The sequence below is a fragment of the Pseudoalteromonas sp. TAB23 genome (genome assembly GCF_000498075.1).
Lineage (GTDB): Bacteria > Pseudomonadota > Gammaproteobacteria > Enterobacterales > Alteromonadaceae > Pseudoalteromonas > Pseudoalteromonas arctica.
Genome location: NZ_AUTP01000324.1, coordinates 49,868 through 66,689, shown reverse-complemented (window position 1 = coordinate 66,689; position 16,822 = coordinate 49,868). Strand labels below are relative to the sequence as shown.

Below are 16,822 nucleotides of genomic sequence, written 5' to 3'. Positions count from 1 at the left end.
AAAGTGCCTTTTTTATTAGGTAGTAACGTATATATTTGTTAGCTTAATGAAAGATTAACAATAGAAGTAATAAATTTGAAAATAATTCCTGTTGGTCAGTTACTGCCTGGTATGTTTGTGCAAAGTGTTACCAGGCAAACTGGCAGTATTAAAATTAAAAATCAAGGCTGGGTTAAAACTCAGGCTGGTATTAATAACCTAATAAAAGCAGGAATTTTAGAAGTAGAAATAGACCCTGATAAAACCCTCATTGACTCAGTCCCTGAAAAAGCTCCTATCACTGTACCTGCAACAAAAATAAAGCGTGACCCTTGGCAAAAAACACACAGTGCCGAACAAGAAATGGGAAAGGCAAAAAAGCTGTATGACGAAGCTAAAACACTGCAAATAAAAGCATTTAAAGATATTAAAGCAGGCCGCGATATAGATATTACGCCATTCAGAGAGCTGGCAAGTGGCTTTATGGACTCTGTTTTTAGAAACCAAGATGCCCTAGCCTGCCTTACCCAAATGCGCCAAAAAGATGCTTACCTACTTGAGCACTCTATTAATGTATCGATATTAATGGGGATTTTTGCTAAGCATTTAGGTATAGAAAAAAACATTATCGTTGAACTGACTACCGGCGCACTTTTACACGACATTGGTAAGATAAAAATTCCTGATGAAATACTCAATAAACCAGGTCGCTTTACCGATGATGAATTTAAAATAATGAAAATGCACTCGCTTTTCAGTAAAGAGATATTAGAAGAGTCTGGTTTAACGGGTATTGCAGTTGATATTGCTGGCATGCATCACGAAAGGCTTGATGGTAAAGGCTACCCGTTTGCTAAAAAGGGCGACGAAATAAGTCAATACGTACGTATGGCGTCAATTGTGGATGTATATGATGCACTTACCGCAGAACGTGTTTACAAAGCAGGCATGGAGCCAATAAAAGCCTTTAAAATACTAAAAGACGGATGCCCAGATAGCTTCGATCCCGAGCTGCTTAATAAATTTATTCAATGTATTGGTATTCATCCGATAGGAACGCTCGTTAGATTATCGAGTCAAAAAGTTGGTTTAGTGACCGAGAGTAACCCTAGCACACCGCTAAAACCTATCGTTAAAACATTTTACAGTGCTAAGCATAGTCGCTATACAGAGATAAAAGATATCGATTTAGCTAATAAAAAAACCCTAGATACCCTTGAGTCAGCGGTGAAACCTAAAGAATATAATATTGATTTAGAACGCTTTTATAAAAACTCAATATTATCCTAAGCAATATTGAGAGCTCAACATTCTACCGAGCTCTCAACATAATAGCTAAGCGTTTACTGCGGCCAGTCTTGCAAAGCTTTTAAGCTAAACTCATAACCATCAAAATCAAGTACACTTTGCTCAGGTGTAATCTCTCTTACAGTTAAAGCGCCTATGCTCTCTCCTTCATGTAGCTCTCGGCCATTTAGCTTGATCCAACGCTTGTCAGCGCTCGATGAATAAATATGCGCTTGATATTTAATACTAGGTAACATTGATTGCAAGCCATCTGGTAGCAATTCTACAGGCTCAACACGTGATGACGTTTTTGATGCATGGGTAACTTCATAATCCTGATTTTTTTCGACGTCTTGTATAGCTTGCGCAAACGCATTTTTAAGTGTTGTAGGCACCTCATCAAGCTCAGGATCGCTCATCTGTTGAGATTGGTTGTTACCATTAATTGGCTTACCTAGTACTTTATATTTACTCATATCTAGTTGAGCTGATGCTGTATTTTGACTTTGCCCAAATACCGAAGCGTTCTGTGTATTATTTGGATTGTAATTATTTTGTGGATTAAATACTGGCTGATTATAATTTTGAACTGGCATTACTTGTTGCACGTTCTGCTGATTATAACCCGTTGCGCTCGTGACCTGACTCGATGGCATAGGAATATATTGCCCATTAGGCGTTAATAACATTTGCTGTACACCATTAGGTGTTTGCACATGTACAAGTTGCCCTTCAATCGTTGCAGTATTTGTTGGAGCTACTTTAGCAGGTTCTAACTTAGCTATTTGCTGCTTTTCAACTGCGGCATCTACCTCTTTAACTTTTTCTTTAGTTGACGATTTTTCGCTTTCAACCACCTTAATTACAGCGGGTTCCGATATGTTTAATAAAGTAGTACCTTGAAACCACTTACCAGTAGTAAACCCACCAGCTACCGCAATAAAAGCAGCTAAGCTTGTACCAAATACTAACGCTAATCGTCTATAACGCTTAAGTGCTTGCTGTTGCTTTAACTGCTCTGATTGTAAGTCGTATTGCTCAGCACTCATATCTGATTGCTGCGACTGCTTTAGCGCATCTAATAAATAAGACATAACTTACCTAACTATAAAATAAATGAAAGCCCAATGCCTACGGCAAATAAAGCAGCGAATGCAAGGCTATATGGTACAAATGACGTTGCTTTGTTGGCCTCATTAACTGGCGCTACAAAATCCATGGGTAATGACTCATGTGCTGATTTTTTTATTATATCGCTATCAACTATCAACTGCTGCTTTGCAAAAGTGCCTACCAAAGCTCGCTCACATACCAAGTTCATTAATCGTGGCACACCACCGGTTAATTGATGAACAGCTTGCATGGCATCCATCGAAAAAATTCCTTTATCACATCCTGCAACATGTAACCGATGCTTTATGTAAGCAACTGTTTGGCCTTGCGTAAGTGGTAATAAATGGTAACGAGCTGTTATTCTCTGGGCGAGTTGCCTTAATTCATTGCGCTTTAAAAGCTCTTGTAGCTCAGGTTGACCAACCAATACTATTTGTAATAATTTTTTATGATCGGTTTCTATATTTGTCAGCAAGCGTAATTGTTCAAGCACATTAGGGGCAAGTAACTGCGCTTCATCAATTATAAGTATGGTGTGCCCACCCGATTTATTATTGGTCTCTAAGTGCTTTTTTATAATATCGGTAAGACTTTTAAGCGTCGCATTATTAGCATCGTAACTAATGTTGAGCTCATCACAAATACTAGCTAATAACTCTAGCTCTGAAAGTGCTGGGTTATGGATCATCGCTACTTGCGTGTTTTCAGGTAACTGCTCTAACATACTGCGGGTAATTGTAGTTTTACCAGTACCCACTTCGCCTGTTAATAATACAAAACCACCGTCTTCACCTAATCCATAGGTAAGGTGTGCTAAGGCTTCTTTATGTCGTTCACTTACAAATAAGTAATGAGGGTTGGGCGAAATTGAAAAAGGTTTTTCATTCAGGCCAAAATAGCTTAAATACACCGTGATGTTCCTTCGTAATTAAATCACGGCCTATAATGGCAAAAAAACGCACTAAGTGACAACGTTGTAAGCGCTTTATTATTGAAATAACGTAAATTTATGTAAAACAAAAAAATGCAGCGGTTTTAAGGCTGCACTTTCATCTGTCTAATCTTAGTAAGTACTTTATTCTTCGTAGCGAACTAACCGTAAATACACATTACTAGTTTTGGCGTGCAAGCTATTCAGCCCACTATCAAATTGATAAACCCATGCAGAGCTCATCGTGCTCACACCCGATGTATTTGACCAATAGTTTTGAAGCTTAGTACCAAAAAACACCTCTTCATTAATGCTCGGCTCGGTGCAACTGTGCTCTAAAATACTCGCCAACTCTTTAATGTTAGGCATTTGCCAATCATCGTAATCTGCGGTTGTATCATTTTTAGCACCGCGTAGTGCTTCTTGCCAAGTAAGAGAAGGTGTAGAGCCTTCGCAAAGCTGCGTCTCTGTATTATAAATTTGCCCATAACTACAACGTTGCCACATAAGGCCTGTTTCGGTATCAGACACTGTGCCATCTGTATTTATGGTAAATCTATCTGTCGGCGTTGTGGTATCTGCACCGTCGTAGCACGTTTGCGCCGCTGCAATATTAAAGCTCAAGCTTATAGTTGCTAGTGCATAGAGTAATTTTAATCTCATTATTTTCTCCTAACGGCTTCTAACTAAACGAACATACGCAGTATTTTCTTTTGGATAAGCAAGATCGTTACCATCACTCATATCAATAATGTACGCTTGCGATAAACTTGTACCATCGGCTGCAGTTTGTGAAGTCCAATAACGTAAGTGACTTAATGCACTTTCACTTGGCATATTGGGGAAAAACACCTCATCAATTAATATGCTTTGCCCTTGTTTACCATAATCAATTAAACCTAAAAGCTCTGTATAAGTAGGTAACCGCCAATTTGTACCACCACAAAAATCTAAGTTATTCACTTCGTTTATATAACTTTGTACTCCACAACTCGTATCATCCGGACAAGTTGAATTGGCTGTACTAGTATCGGTAAAAGTAGTGTCGCCTAAATCCCAAAAGTAATGATTTTGCCCCTCACGCAAGCTTGTATTTGGCAATACTCCTGAGGATTCACTTTTTACTTCCCATACAAGTCCAGTAACATTATCGCGTATACAGGTAAAGTCACTACTATTATCACCAACTTCATCAGCAAACTGATTAAGTTTAGTGTAATCAAACGCTAAATTACCTTTACCAACCTTATCTAAACGGTTTGCATAGCTATCGCGTCCAAGTTCAGCATCTTGCGCTGGAAAGTCATCGCTTTCACAGTTAATGCGTTGGGTGTTGTTATAGCACTCACCAACACCACTATCGTTTATAAGCCCAAGCGCTTTTGGTGATACATCAACAAATAAAGAATCTGTATCGGTGCGTCCTTTTGAGTCGGTTACCGTTACTTCAAAGCTCAACGTGGATTCAGTATCTACATCAGAGGCAAAAAATGTCGTTGTACATTGGTCGCTATTACTTAATGTTTCGCTATTACCGGTAAGTTGTTGCCACTTACACTGATAGGTATCGGTGACAGTTTCGCTATTCGTTGCATCAAGCGTTACTTCTTCAAACTCTTCGACATTTTGATCAGCGCCTGCATTTGCATCCACTAGTTCATTTGTTTTATTAAGCGTCATTGAATATTGAGTACTCGCCTCACCGCCTTCATCATCAGTGACTGTTAGCTGCCAAGACAAATTTACGTTACTTTCTAGTAAAGGATGAGAAAAGCTAAGAGTTGACTCATTAAAGCTAGCAATATCTAAATCAGGACCTGATAGCAGTTGCCACAAATAACTATCAATTTGGCCATTATCATCAGGATCGCTCGACTCAAGGGCGCTCAAAGTCACTGTATCTTTGTATACAGAAGGAAGTGTTTCAGGAGATGTTTGGGTAACAACAGCAAGAGGAAGTTGATTATTAGAGCTCACTGAAATAGAAATGTCGTCACTAACAGCGCTACTACCGGTGCTTTGATAGCTTACTCTTAAGATTATTTCACTATCAGTTTTTACGTCAGGGGCTGTCAATGTTTGCTCAGCGCCTTCAAGCGGAAAACCTTCTAAGCTTGGGCCGCTAACTTGTTGCCATGAAAACGTACCATCAGCGGGGGAACCTTGTGCTGTGATAGTAAATTCAGTTTTTTCGATAATTTGTAAATCGGTTCCAGCATTAACAGATGTTTCTACAACTGTATTATCGCTATCACCGCCACCGCCTCCACACGCACTCAGCAAACCGCAAGAAATGAGGGGGATTAAAGCAAACGCTTTCATACGCAGCACCTTATTATGTCAAATAATTACTATAGTGTAATTACTAGCAATAAAGATGCCATTAAAGTACTACATATATGTATCTTGATGAATGCGTACAAACAACTTCGTACCGATTTTACTGTAATCTACTTTGTATTCACGCCCATCTAAAGCTTGAATAAATAGTAATTGTTTTTCTTCGCCAAATACATCAGGGCTTCCAACATAGACTATTTCTAAATAGCGATCTTTTGCATCACGGCGGTTTTTAGGTAACTCTTCTTTAAATGGCTCTAAGCCATGTTGAGTCACTTTAATTTTAGGATGAATTTCAGAGTTTACAATCACTAAATCATGCTTTTTATCTTTATGTATTATGGTGTTTCGACCACTTTTTAAAAAGGCTCTCTCTTGACTCATTTTTCTTTCCTACAGTCGCAGCTTAATTATTAATTTGCGACGCTATAAACTGACTAGGCTCGCGCTTCCACTTATTTAAGTTAGCACTAAATGCCCAAATATCTCTATCTAACACACTAGCTGGTAATAATAAATCGTAACCGGTTAACAGTTGAAGGTGCTTAGTCCTGTTAGCAAACATAGCTATAAGACCAGTATAGCTTATCCCTTTATGAGATGTGTAATGTGTATCTTCTATTAGCCATTCTGATGGGCAATTGCCATTTTTGCAATGTTTTTGAACAACTTGCATAAATAAATTACGCTGCTCTATTAATAATTTCCCTGCAATTCGAGGCGCTATGCTTGTTAAAAAGTCATCTATGTCGTTTACCTTTATACCAACCGCATTTAATTCTAAGTAATCAAAGCCATTTTCTACTTTGGGTATACCACTGTGATGAAAGTTACTATGAGGCATATACCAAGCTCCGTATTTATGGCAATAAACGAGCTCAGACTCATTTAATATAAGGCTATGATATGGCTCTTGAGTTTTTAAATATCCAATAAAAATAGCGGCAATACACAAGCTCACTAAAAATATTTCAAGTATGCTAATCTCACCCGGCCTCAGTAAATTAAACAACATAATAAAAACTAAACCAATTGCACCTGCAACAAGCACTTCAATTGCGTTTCGCGCACCTTGTGCCCGAAACTTAATGGCATTGTTAGATTTATCCATATTGGTAAAACACCATATAAAAAACAAGCATAATAACAGCCCAAATTATGACCTTTCTTGTTGTTATACATAAGTTACAGGTGGTTTTAAATTTCATACATTACCGCTTTTTCCTCAACAAAATAGGAACAATGAATAAATCTTATTTACTTTTACGCTTAACGCACAAATTTATGAGACACATAACCGTCTTTTCCCGGTCTTATTTCGTACAATACTTACAATTCATTTTCAGGTATGAAATCAATGTACTCAAGACAATCAGGTAAAGCACTTTTTCCATTTATTATTACGTTACTTTTAATATTTAGCGTTTATTTATATCTACCCGCTAGCCACGGCGAACAGGCCGATTTATCACAAATGTCTACTCAAGTAACAGCTCATACTGTTACTTCTCAGGAAAACGCAGTGATGATAGAAGCGATCGGTAGCGCGCGTGCAAACCAAGCAATCTATATAAAAAGTGCGCAAAACGATTATGTCACAGATATATATTTTAAAGACGGCGACTTAGTCAGTAAAGGACAAAAGTTAGTACAGTTACAGAGCCAACAAGAACAGCTTGCCGTTAAAGAGCTTGGCATTAACTTACGAGAAGAACAACGTCAGTTAGATCGCCTAACCGAACTTTCACGCTCGCAATCAACGGCAAAGTCGTTACTTGAAGAGCAGTTATCTCGTGTTGATGCAACAGAGGCCCAACTAGAAAGCGCTAAAACTAAATTAAACGAAATGACTATTAGTGCGCCCTTTTCAGGCCTGTTAGGTAAGCGTGAAATATCAATAGGTGCTTACGTAAGTAATACAACAATAATCACAACACTTGATGATATTAGTATTATTAAAGTTGACTTTAAAGTACCTGAAAAATATTTAGCACAATTAAATATGGGCATGAAAGTGCTTACGCAAAACGATGCCTACCCAGGACAAACATTTAACGGCAAGGTAACGCATATTAGCTCGCGTATTGATTCGGTTACTCGCAGTGTTGAAGTAACAGCAAGTTTTGCCAATAAATCAGGATTACTTCGCCCTGGTATGTTACTAAATACAGCACTTGAGCTAAGCAGCAACCAAGCTTTAATGGTGCCAGAAAAAGCGGTTATACCTTTGCAAGACAAACACTTTGTTTTTCAAATTCAAGATGGGATAGCTAATAAAATTGAAGTGCATGTTGCTAGCAGAAATAATGGCTGGGTTGCTATCGACGAAGGCCTAACTGATGGCGAGCAAATTGTTACTGAGGGGCTAATAAAAATTCGCTCTGGAAGTAAAGTAAGCGTAAAGGGGTAATACGTGAAAATTACAGATACTAGCGTCAAGCGCCCCGTTTTTGCCATTGTAATTAATTTACTGCTTCTTACTTTTGGACTGGTTGCGTTTACTATGCTGCCACTTCGTGAATACCCGGATATTGAAACGCCGATTGTAAATATCAGCACTGAATACACAGGTGCTTCTGCCGAAATTATAGAAACCAAAATAACGCAAATAATAGAAAATCGAATTTCAGGTATTGAAGGTATTAAAAGTATTAACTCATCGAGTCGTAATGGACGTTCAAACATTACCATTGAGTTTGATATTAACCGCGACATAGATGCAGCATCTAACGATGTACGCGAACGTGTAGCACGTGCACTTGATAGTTTGCCGGATCAGGTACGCCCGCCAGAAGTATCTAAATCAAATAGTGATGAAAGCCCAATCGCCTGGTTTGTATTAAACAGCGAAACAATGGACTCGTTACAGCTCTCTGATTACGCGCAGCGTTTTATTGTTGACCGCTTAGCCGTAGTAGATGGTGTATCTAACGTACGTATTGGTGGTGAGCGCCAATACGCCATGAAAATTTGGCTTAACCGCCAAGCAATGGCCGCACGGGGTATTACCTCAAGCGATATTGAAAATACACTGCGTACAGAAAACGTTGAACTACCCGCCGGCGAAATAGAATCTATAGATCGTGACTTTACCGTGCGTACTGCCCGTAGTTATAAAGATCAGCGCGATTTTAAAAACCTGGTAATTAAGCGTGGTGATGAAGGTTACTTAGTACGTTTAGGTGAAGTTGCCGATGTACGTTTAGAAGCTGCCGATGACGAAAGCTTATTTCGCGGTAACGGGCGTAATATGATTGGCTTAGGTATTGTAAAACAAGCTAAAGCAAACACACTTACCGTAGTAGATAACGCGCGCAGTGAACTTGAAAAAATCAAACGTAATCTACCTGAAGGCACTACAATTCAAGACAGCTACGATTCGTCTGTATTTATTAAAGAGTCTATTAATGAAGTTTACAGCACACTTGCCATCTCTATGGGTTTAGTCGTACTCGTTATATTTTTGTTTTTAGGCAATATACGAGCAACGCTTATCCCTGCGGTCACCGTACCGGTCGCACTTGTTGGTAGCTTTATGTTTTTATTGGCAATGGGCTACTCAATTAACTTACTCACTTTACTTGCCTTAGTACTGGCCATTGGTTTAGTAGTAGATGATGCCATTGTAATGCTTGAAAACATTCACCGTCGTATTGAACTGGGTGAGCCGCCGTTACTAGCTGCATTTAGAGGCGCGCGTGAAGTAGGTTTTGCTATAGTAGCAACCACGCTTGTACTAATATCGGTGTTTGTGCCATTAGTATTTATGGATGGCCGTATAGGTGCATTATTTACTGAGTTTGCTATGGCGGNGCTGCCGTATTTTTCTCAAGTGTTACAGCACTTACTCTCGCACCAGCCTTATGCTCTAAAGTACTTAAAGTATCAGACAAACCAAATAAATTTAGCCAATGGATGGATCGCCAGTTTACTAAAATTGAAGTAAGTTACCGTAATTCACTCTCCACCAACATAACCCGTAAATGGGGTTTAATGGTGAGCTTATTATTAGCTGGCTTTGTTAGTTACTCGTTGTTTTTACAAGTTCCTTCTGAGCTAACGCCAAAAGAAGACCGTGGCACGTTCTTTATTATGATGAGCGGCCCAGAAGGCGCAAGTTACGAAAATAACGCCGCTAATATGGCTAAAATTGAAGAGCGCTTAATGCCTTACTCGCAAGCGGGTGAGCTAAGTCGTGTACTTGTTCGAGTGCCTGGCTGGGGTGGCAGCGGCGGTGTTGCGATTGTTGGTATGGCCGATTGGGATAAACGCAAACGCTCAACCTGGGAAGTAATGGACGAAATAAGCGGTAAAATGCAAGAAGTTACCGATGTTCGTGCATTTGCCATTATGCGCCGTGGTATTGGTGGTGGTGGCTCATCTCGCCCAATTGAGTTTGTACTGCAAGGTAATGATTACGCACAACTTGCCGATTGGCGTGACCGTATAATAAAGCGTGCTGAGCAAAACCCTGGTTTAGTAAGAATCGATCATGATTATAAGGAAACCTTCCCACAGTTTTTAGTCAGCATAGATAAAAACAAAGCTGCCGATTTAGGCGTTTCGGTATCTGATGTAGGCCGTACACTTGAAACAATGCTTGGCCAGCGCCGTGTTACGACCTTTATTGACCGCGGTGAAGAATATGATGTGATTTTAAAAGGGACAAAAGAAGATTTTACCAATCCTACTGATATTTCAAATATATACCTTAAATCACGAAGCGGTGAACTAGTTCCACTTGATAGCCTTATCAGCTTAAAAGAAGAAGCAACAGCATCGCGCTTAAACCGCTACAACCGTATGCGCGCAATTACATTAAGCGCCAACTTAGCCGACGGTTATACCCTTGAGCAAGCGCTTAACTTTTTAAACGAAGTAGCCGCGCAAGAAAACGATATAGATGGCGCAGTAGATTACAAAGGTGAGTCGCAGCTTTATTACGAAGGCGCATCAGCGATGACCTACGTATTTATACTTGCACTCACCGTTACCTTCTTGGTACTTGCTGCACAGTTTGAAAGCTTTATGCACCCATTTGTAATTATGCTTACCGTACCGCTTGGTTTAATGGGCGCTATGTTTGGGCTTTGGGCTACAGGACTGACCTTAAATATTTACAGCCAAATAGGTATTGTTATGCTCATAGGCTTAAGTGCTAAAAATGGTATTTTGATTGTGGAATTTACTAACCAATTACGCGATAAAGGCGTTGAGTTTAGTGAAGCAATACTACAAGCCGCTACCCAGCGCCTTCGCCCAATAATAATGACCTCACTAACAACCGTTATGAGCTCTGTTCCTTTGGTTTTTGCTTCAGGCCCCGGCGCCGAAAGCCGTATGGTAATTGGTGTAGTTGTGTTTACAGGGGTTATTGTATCTACCCTGCTGACTCTTTTTGTTGTACCTGCTGCGTATTATGCTCTATCGAAAAATACACAGTCACCTGAGTTTTTACAACAAAAGCTGAATAAACAAGCTGCTGAAAAGCCTTTCGAAGAGATCTAATCTCTTTATTGCGCCGTAACCTTGTTGTTGCGGCGCATACAATTTATGCTCGCCTTTAAACTCCATATACATTTTAGGAATACTTATGAGCTCAACAACGCAAGTAGCAACATTTGGTGGCGGCTGTTTTTGGTGTATAGATGCAGCATTTAGACGTGTAAATGGCGTATTAGATGTGAGTTCTGGCTATACCGGTGGCGAAACCGACACCCCAACCTATAATTCTGTATGCTCTGGCACAACCGGGCACGCTGAGGTTGTTAAAATTGAATTTGATACCAATGTAGTTAGCTTTGAAACACTTTTAGCAATGTTTTTCACTTTGCATGATGCAACACAATTGAATCGCCAAGGTAACGATATAGGCACACAGTATAGAAGCGTTGTTTACTATCACGATGAAGCTCAACTAAAGCAAACCAATGAAATGATAGCTCAACTGCAAAGCCATGTGAGTGAGCCAATTGTGACAGAAGTCAGCCCTGCCACTACGTATTATCCAGCAGAGCATTATCATCAAGATTACTATAACGAAAACCCACAGCAGGGCTACTGTAGTATTTTAATAGCACCTAAATTACATAAGTTTGAAACCGTATTTAAAGAGTTCTTAGCTGACTAGCTAATTTGAGTAGTTAAATTGATTAGTTAAACTTAGCTACACATTAAAAAGCCCGACATAAGTCGGGCTTTTTAATATTAATAAATACAGTTAAAACTGGTAGCTTGCACCTGCAAAAAAGCGACGCTCTGGCGTGTTGTAGTAATACACTTCACCCGTTGTAAAATCAGTGTTTGAATCAACAGCGTTATATTCTTTATCAAATAAGTTTTCTACACGAAGCGAAACTTCAATATGTTCATTTACTTGATAATTACCCGCTAAGTTCCAAAGCGTGTATGATCCTAAACGCGTCACAGCACCTTGTCGGTCGCTACGGTATTGCATGTCTAAGCTTGCGTCAAAAGCACCAAACTGTTTTGCAAGTTCCCAGTTAAAAGTACGTTTAGCAACATTACGCAACTCTGCGCCCGTTTCTTCGTCTTCAGCGCTTAAGTAAGCAAAATTAAGGTTGCTATCAAAACCAAAAAACTGCTGAGATAAGCTAAATTCAACCCCTTCGTAGCGTGCTTCATTCAAGTTGATAGGAAAAAAGTTAGAATCTAAAGATATCTTATCTTCAATATCATTTCTAAAAATAGCAACGTCAATACTTGCTATATCAAAATCTACATTTAACCCAATCTCTTGATTTAATGATTTCTCAGGCTCTAAATCAGGATTAGATGAAGGTGGAAAACCAGGAAAAGCCGGAAAGTATAAATCGTTAAATGTAGGTGCTTTAAAGCCAGTGCTTTGGCTTATGCGGAACGTGGCGTCTTCAGATAAATGATAACCCGCAGCGGCTGTATATGTTGTTTCATCACCAAACTGTTCATCATCGTCTTGGCGAATTGTTAAATTAGCTAACACTTTTTCAGCATTGTAATAAGCCCCAACAAATACAGCTAATACATCACGCTCTTGCATATCATACTGCGTTGAACTGTGCGATACATCATCGTTGTACCAGTTAACACCACCGCTAATATTAAGCTCTTCAGATAGTATATATTGACCGTTATAATCAAATTGCACACGTTTAGTTATAAAATCATTTACACCAAATGCTGAGGTATCGTGAGAATCATCTGTTGAAATAGCAATATCAATACTGTGCGATTGGTTAGTGTAGTTTTTACTCCAACCTGCAGAAAGCTGATAGTTTTTAAAATCACCTGTTTCTATAGTACTTGTGGCTGGACTAAAGCGACTGTCGTAATCTGCATAGCCTTCACTGTATTGGCCTAAAAACTTAAAGTCGCCGTAATGTGCATCGGTGTAGTTTATTTTAAAACCAAGGTTTTTATTTTCATAGCCATCTTCATCTGGTGCTACGCCTTGCAGTGCATCAAAGTTATCTGTTTTTTCAAAGCCTGCGTTAAATGCTGTTGTTATATCATCTGATTTTACAGAGCCTGCAACTTGATAATTTTGATAAGAGTCAGAACCAAATGTAGCGCTTAGGGATAAGTTATCCGACTCACGCGTAATAATATTAATAACACCAGCGAGTGCATCAGAGCCATAAACAGCCGCGCGAGAGCCCTTAATAATTTCAATGCGTTCAATACTATTTAAAGGGACATTATTTAATGCTTTTTGACCAAGTGTTGCTGAGCCTGTACGTACACCGTCAATCAAAATTAGCGTATCGCCAGAGCCAGTACCACGAAGTGACACACCTGTATTTTGGCCAAAACCACCGTTTGGATTAACCTGAAAACCAACTCGCGTGCTTAATAAGGTTGGTAAATCGCGTACGTTGCTTGCTTCTATTTCTGCACGCTCAATAACATTTACACTTGCTAAAACGTCATTGATTGATTGCTCAAATTTATTAGCTGTAACGGTTATTTTTTCAATTGATTGCTCTGCGCCAGACACAGAAAATGAAAGCGCAGCAGAAATAGCAACGCCTAAAGTTGTTTTGTTTAACATGATGTCCCCTACCTTTGCCCACCGCAAAGATTTAAGTAAGTAAGATTGCATCAAGGCCGGTCTCCGGACTCAGTAAGCACATCAAAATATGCAATACTTTACCGTTGCGGGGGCAGTGTTGGGCTTGTAGTCATCATGAAAACGCACCAACTTCCCGATTATCCTGCTAAAAAAATCATTACATGAAGTGGCTAGCAAGCACCTTGAAAATATGTCGCTATTGTGAGTATTTTGTTTACAAATGTCAATGGACGTCTATACAGCTAAAAACCTTTAAAATGCAGTTAGGGGCTAGTATAGTTTGAAGAAACTCCATATTTATCAAGTAGCTTCTGAAGTTGTATTTGTGCAGTAGGTAAGCTTAGTATTTCATCCATTTTATTACTAGTGATCTTATTTGATTTAGAGTTAACTAAAAAGTGCGTTTTATAAACGGCATCTGGTACGTTACTTTTATAGAGTAAATCCATATTAAAAGTATTTTGATTTTTAAAATATTGGTAAGCAATATTATTTAAAACACCTACTTCCGCGCGCTTTAATAGCAGCATTTTAACCACATTGAATTCATCAATGGTTAAACTTACCTGATGTTCCTCACTTAAAAATTCGGCATCGGTATTAAATCCAGCAAATTGATACGAGTACCCCAATACCCCAACCTTTGTTAATGACGTAATGTCGTCAAAGTAAGCTTGCTCATTTGTATTTTCTTTAAGCGTATAAAGCTCATTTTTGGTAATGGTATAAAATTCGGTTTTTTTAATATTCTCTTGCGCTGATTGTGGGATCCATTGCAGTGCCATTAAAAATAAAACATCAAAATTATTTTTTTCAACTGACAAAGCAAGCCTTTTTACAGGTAGAGACTCAAGTACGAAGTTAAACTCCTGCTGTGCGCCGTTTAAAATCTTAATAAACTCAGGAGCAAAACCCTGTTTTTTTTGCGCATTAATAATAATGGGAAAGTAGCCATCTTCAACCAGTACATCAATATCAACTGTTTTTGATAAGCTTGGTTTGGTAAATGTAAGCAAAACAAATAACAAAAATAATTGATGACGTTTCATTTTAATACCTTCTAGTGTGAAGTACTTAATTGCATGTGATTAAATATAATAGCTTAAATATCAAAAAGGAGATTAATACATACGGGAGTATCTAGGCAATAAAGAGGGATAATAGTGAGATATTTAAAAAGAGTAAGTAGCTTCAATCTGTCTGTAAGTATAAACAGATTAAAGCATGCTTAATTTAAAACTATTTATTAATTAATCGCGGAAATTTTTAAACTGAAAAGGCTGACCTAGCTCAGCACTGCGCACTACTTGCATAGCCTCTTGAAGATCGTCACGTTTTTTACCCGTTACACGTACTTCTTCGCCTTGGATAGCAGCTTGAACTTTAACTTTAGAGTCTTTAATGGCTTTAACTACTTTTTTAGCCATGTCCTTTTCGATACCTTGCTTTAAGCCAACGTTACGAAATACATTTTTACCTGCACGGGTAATATCTTGAAGCTCTAAGCTTGATACATCCATACCACGCTTAGATATTTTGTTAGCTAAAATATCAAATAATTGCATAACCTGAGAGTCTGCTTCAGCTTTAAGCTTAATTGTTTTGTCATTTAGCTCAATAGATGCATCTACGCCTCTAAAGTCAAAGCGAGTCTCTAGCTCACGATTTGCATTATCAACTGCGTTTTTAGCTTCGTTCATTTCTACTTCAGATACAATATCAAATGAAGGCATTGGTTTGCTCCTAACTATTTAATCTTAATTTTATGTGGCAATTATAACGCTAAAATTATAAATCTTTACATTTTTCTGCATCTTGTTCAGGTGCGATATTAAATTAGTTTGATATACTTGCGCCTCTTTTTTAAGCGATTTTAGGATTTGTCGTGACAAGGCGTGTTTATCAAGCAATTTTTTTAATCAGCATAGTAGCTTTTACCTTTTTATTTGCCAAAGAAATAAAAGGTGGCGTTGTAAATTTATTTCCTCATGTTGATAAAGTCGCCCATTTTGGGATTTTTTTTATACTAGCCANTGGCAGGTTATGGCGCCTCTATAGAAATAATGCAAGACGCACTTCCATATAGGCAAGCATCACTCGGTGATTTTTTTGCTGATTTTGCAGGTGCCGCAAGCTACTTTTTACTTAGAGTAATTTTTACACCTCGAAAAAAGAACCCATATGGCTAATATTTTAATTGTCGGCGATGGTGCTATTGGCTTGTTACTTAGTCATTTTCTAAGTGCGTCGCATAATGTCAGTGTTTTAACTCGCAAAAGCCCAACAAATACCCGCTTTTATAGTCGAGGAAAGGGTGCATCTAAAAAAATTGACGCACAATTTATTTCATTAAATCAGCTAAATAAAGCGGCTGAATTTGATGTTGTTTTATTTACCGTTAAAGCCTTTCAAGTACTTGATGCATTTACGCAAATAAAGCCGTTTTTACCAAATCATTGCTCTGTTGTACTTTCGCATAACGGAATGGGTAATGTTGATGAGGTAAATAGCCAGCTAAGCACTCACCAAGCACTCTACTTTTTAACGACAAGCATAGCGGGCTTTAAATCAAACCAATACATTGTGCAGCACACTGGTGAGGGACAAAGTGTTATTGGTGCTTGTAATGAATTAGCTTTTCAAAATAGCGCGCCAATAGCTGATATTTTTAAAGTGATACCCAGCCTAAAGTTTACTAATAACATTCAGCAGCTTCGTTTTGAAAAACTACTCGTAAATATTGCCATTAACCCATTAAGCGCTTTAAGTAATGTAAAAAATGGTGAGTTACGCGCACCTAAGTACAATGCTATAATTTTTAATGCACTCACTGAAGCATGCAATATAGCAAAGGTACAAGGGCTTAATATCCCATTGATTAAAGCACTTAATACCGCTTATAAAATAATGGAATTAACGTCTGACAATTACTCTTCAATGCAGCAAGACGTCGCGCATTGCAGAGAAACTGAAATATCAGCTATATGTGGCTATATTAGCCAACAAGGCAAACTTCACGGTATTCCTACACCTTACAACGATGAGTTGTTAGTCAAAATTCAGGCAAAAAAAAGCGTGGTATAAACCACGCTTATATAAGC

At 38.5% G+C, this 16,822-nt stretch carries 13 protein-coding genes, 2 pseudogenes and 1 riboswitch; of the genes and pseudogenes, 6 read left to right on the top strand and 9 right to left on the bottom strand.

Translation table 11 applies throughout. The features are described from left to right. Positions 1 to 75 precede the first annotated feature (75 nt). Positions 76 to 1,269, top strand: coding sequence for an HD-GYP domain-containing protein (locus L654_RS0121425; protein ID WP_024609013.1), 1,194 nt, complete (start codon positions 76 to 78; stop codon positions 1,267 to 1,269). A gap of 53 nt (positions 1,270 to 1,322) precedes the next feature. Here L654_RS0121425 and L654_RS0121420 read toward each other — a convergent pair whose 3' ends face one another. From L654_RS0121420 to L654_RS0121395, 6 genes are all read right to left on the bottom strand, one after another. After that, positions 1,323 to 2,360, bottom strand: a complete 1,038-nt coding sequence (locus L654_RS0121420; RefSeq protein ID WP_024590012.1) for a general secretion pathway protein GspB — start codon at positions 2,358 to 2,360, stop codon at positions 1,323 to 1,325. Between the two features lie 11 nt (positions 2,361 to 2,371). Next, on the bottom strand, positions 2,372 to 3,289 hold the full coding sequence (locus L654_RS0121415) for an AAA family ATPase (protein WP_024609012.1): 918 nt from the start codon (positions 3,287 to 3,289) through the stop codon (positions 2,372 to 2,374). Between the two features lie 165 nt (positions 3,290 to 3,454). Further along, positions 3,455 to 3,973, bottom strand: coding sequence for a DUF1566 domain-containing protein (locus L654_RS0121410; protein WP_024590014.1), 519 nt, complete (start codon positions 3,971 to 3,973; stop codon positions 3,455 to 3,457). A gap of 9 nt (positions 3,974 to 3,982) precedes the next feature. Next, positions 3,983 to 5,632 carry a DUF1566 domain-containing protein gene (locus tag L654_RS0121405; RefSeq protein WP_024609011.1) on the bottom strand — a complete coding sequence of 550 codons (1,650 nt, stop codon included), beginning with the start codon at positions 5,630 to 5,632 and terminating at the stop codon, positions 3,983 to 3,985. Between the two features lie 69 nt (positions 5,633 to 5,701). Further along, positions 5,702 to 6,034 carry a hypothetical protein gene (locus L654_RS0121400; protein ID WP_007581673.1) on the bottom strand — a complete coding sequence of 111 codons (333 nt, stop codon included), beginning with the start codon at positions 6,032 to 6,034 and terminating at the stop codon, positions 5,702 to 5,704. 22 nt (positions 6,035 to 6,056) lie between these two features. Next, the gene (locus tag L654_RS0121395; RefSeq protein WP_024609010.1) at positions 6,057 to 6,761 is read right to left on the bottom strand and encodes a DUF2982 domain-containing protein; all 705 of its coding nucleotides are present in this window, start codon (positions 6,759 to 6,761) and stop codon (positions 6,057 to 6,059) included. A gap of 246 nt (positions 6,762 to 7,007) precedes the next feature. On the opposite strand from L654_RS0121395, the gene L654_RS0121390 reads away from it, so the two are divergent. The 3 genes and pseudogenes from L654_RS0121390 (at position 7,008) to msrA (ending at position 11,780) form a co-directional block, all read left to right on the top strand. After that, on the top strand, positions 7,008 to 8,060 hold the full coding sequence (locus tag L654_RS0121390) for an efflux RND transporter periplasmic adaptor subunit (protein ID WP_024590017.1): 1,053 nt from the start codon (positions 7,008 to 7,010) through the stop codon (positions 8,058 to 8,060). 3 nt (positions 8,061 to 8,063) lie between these two features. After that, positions 8,064 to 11,158: pseudogene (locus L654_RS01000000126575) on the top strand (efflux RND transporter permease subunit). 85 nt (positions 11,159 to 11,243) lie between these two features. After that, entirely contained in the window at positions 11,244 to 11,780 is a 537-nt protein-coding gene (msrA, locus tag L654_RS0121380) for a peptide-methionine (S)-S-oxide reductase MsrA (RefSeq protein ID WP_007581669.1), read from the top strand. A gap of 90 nt (positions 11,781 to 11,870) precedes the next feature. Here msrA and L654_RS0121375 read toward each other — a convergent pair whose 3' ends face one another. The 3 genes from L654_RS0121375 to L654_RS0121365 form a co-directional block, all read right to left on the bottom strand. Further along, a complete protein-coding gene (locus L654_RS0121375; RefSeq protein WP_024609009.1) occupies positions 11,871 to 13,700 on the bottom strand; it encodes a TonB-dependent receptor in 1,830 nt (609 codons plus the stop codon). A 36-nt stretch (positions 13,701 to 13,736) separates the two neighbouring features. Further along, positions 13,737 to 13,921, bottom strand: a riboswitch (cobalamin riboswitch). Positions 13,922 to 13,984: 63 nt separating this feature from the next. Next, the gene (locus L654_RS0121370; RefSeq protein WP_024609008.1) at positions 13,985 to 14,770 is read right to left on the bottom strand and encodes a hypothetical protein; all 786 of its coding nucleotides are present in this window, start codon (positions 14,768 to 14,770) and stop codon (positions 13,985 to 13,987) included. A gap of 201 nt (positions 14,771 to 14,971) precedes the next feature. Further along, positions 14,972 to 15,454, bottom strand: a complete 483-nt coding sequence (locus tag L654_RS0121365) for a YajQ family cyclic di-GMP-binding protein (protein ID WP_007377833.1) — start codon at positions 15,452 to 15,454, stop codon at positions 14,972 to 14,974. 152 nt (positions 15,455 to 15,606) lie between these two features. Between L654_RS0121365 and L654_RS01000000126570 the strand changes: the two are divergent. Both L654_RS01000000126570 and L654_RS0121355 read left to right on the top strand, forming a co-directional pair. Next, a pseudogene (locus tag L654_RS01000000126570) lies at positions 15,607 to 15,910 on the top strand (hypothetical protein). Continuing rightward, positions 15,903 to 16,805, top strand: coding sequence for a 2-dehydropantoate 2-reductase (locus L654_RS0121355; protein ID WP_024609007.1), 903 nt, complete (start codon positions 15,903 to 15,905; stop codon positions 16,803 to 16,805). The pseudogene L654_RS01000000126570 and the gene L654_RS0121355 overlap by 8 nt, the downstream one beginning before the upstream one ends. Positions 16,806 to 16,822: the final 17 nt, after the last annotated feature.

Bases quoted from the DNA above. Each gene is read 5' to 3' on its own strand.
- L654_RS0121420 (WP_024590012.1), bottom strand. From the start codon at position 2,360: ATGTCTTATTTATTAGATGCGCTAAAGCAGTCGCAGCAATCAGATATG.
- L654_RS0121410 (WP_024590014.1), bottom strand. From the start codon at position 3,973: ATGAGATTAAAATTACTCTATGCACTAGCAACTATAAGCTTGAGCTTT.
- L654_RS0121405 (WP_024609011.1), bottom strand. From the start codon at position 5,632: ATGAAAGCGTTTGCTTTAATCCCCCTCATTTCTTGCGGTTTGCTGAGT.
- L654_RS0121400 (WP_007581673.1), bottom strand. From the start codon at position 6,034: ATGAGTCAAGAGAGAGCCTTTTTAAAAAGTGGTCGAAACACCATAATA.
- L654_RS0121395 (WP_024609010.1), bottom strand. From the start codon at position 6,761: ATGGATAAATCTAACAATGCCATTAAGTTTCGGGCACAAGGTGCGCGA.
- L654_RS0121390 (WP_024590017.1), top strand. From the start codon at position 7,008: ATGTACTCAAGACAATCAGGTAAAGCACTTTTTCCATTTATTATTACG.
- msrA (WP_007581669.1), top strand. From the start codon at position 11,244: ATGAGCTCAACAACGCAAGTAGCAACATTTGGTGGCGGCTGTTTTTGG.
- L654_RS0121375 (WP_024609009.1), bottom strand. From the start codon at position 13,700: ATGTTAAACAAAACAACTTTAGGCGTTGCTATTTCTGCTGCGCTTTCA.
- L654_RS0121370 (WP_024609008.1), bottom strand. From the start codon at position 14,770: ATGAAACGTCATCAATTATTTTTGTTATTTGTTTTGCTTACATTTACC.
- L654_RS0121365 (WP_007377833.1), bottom strand. From the start codon at position 15,454: ATGCCTTCATTTGATATTGTATCTGAAGTAGAAATGAACGAAGCTAAA.
- L654_RS0121355 (WP_024609007.1), top strand. From the start codon at position 15,903: ATGGCTAATATTTTAATTGTCGGCGATGGTGCTATTGGCTTGTTACTT.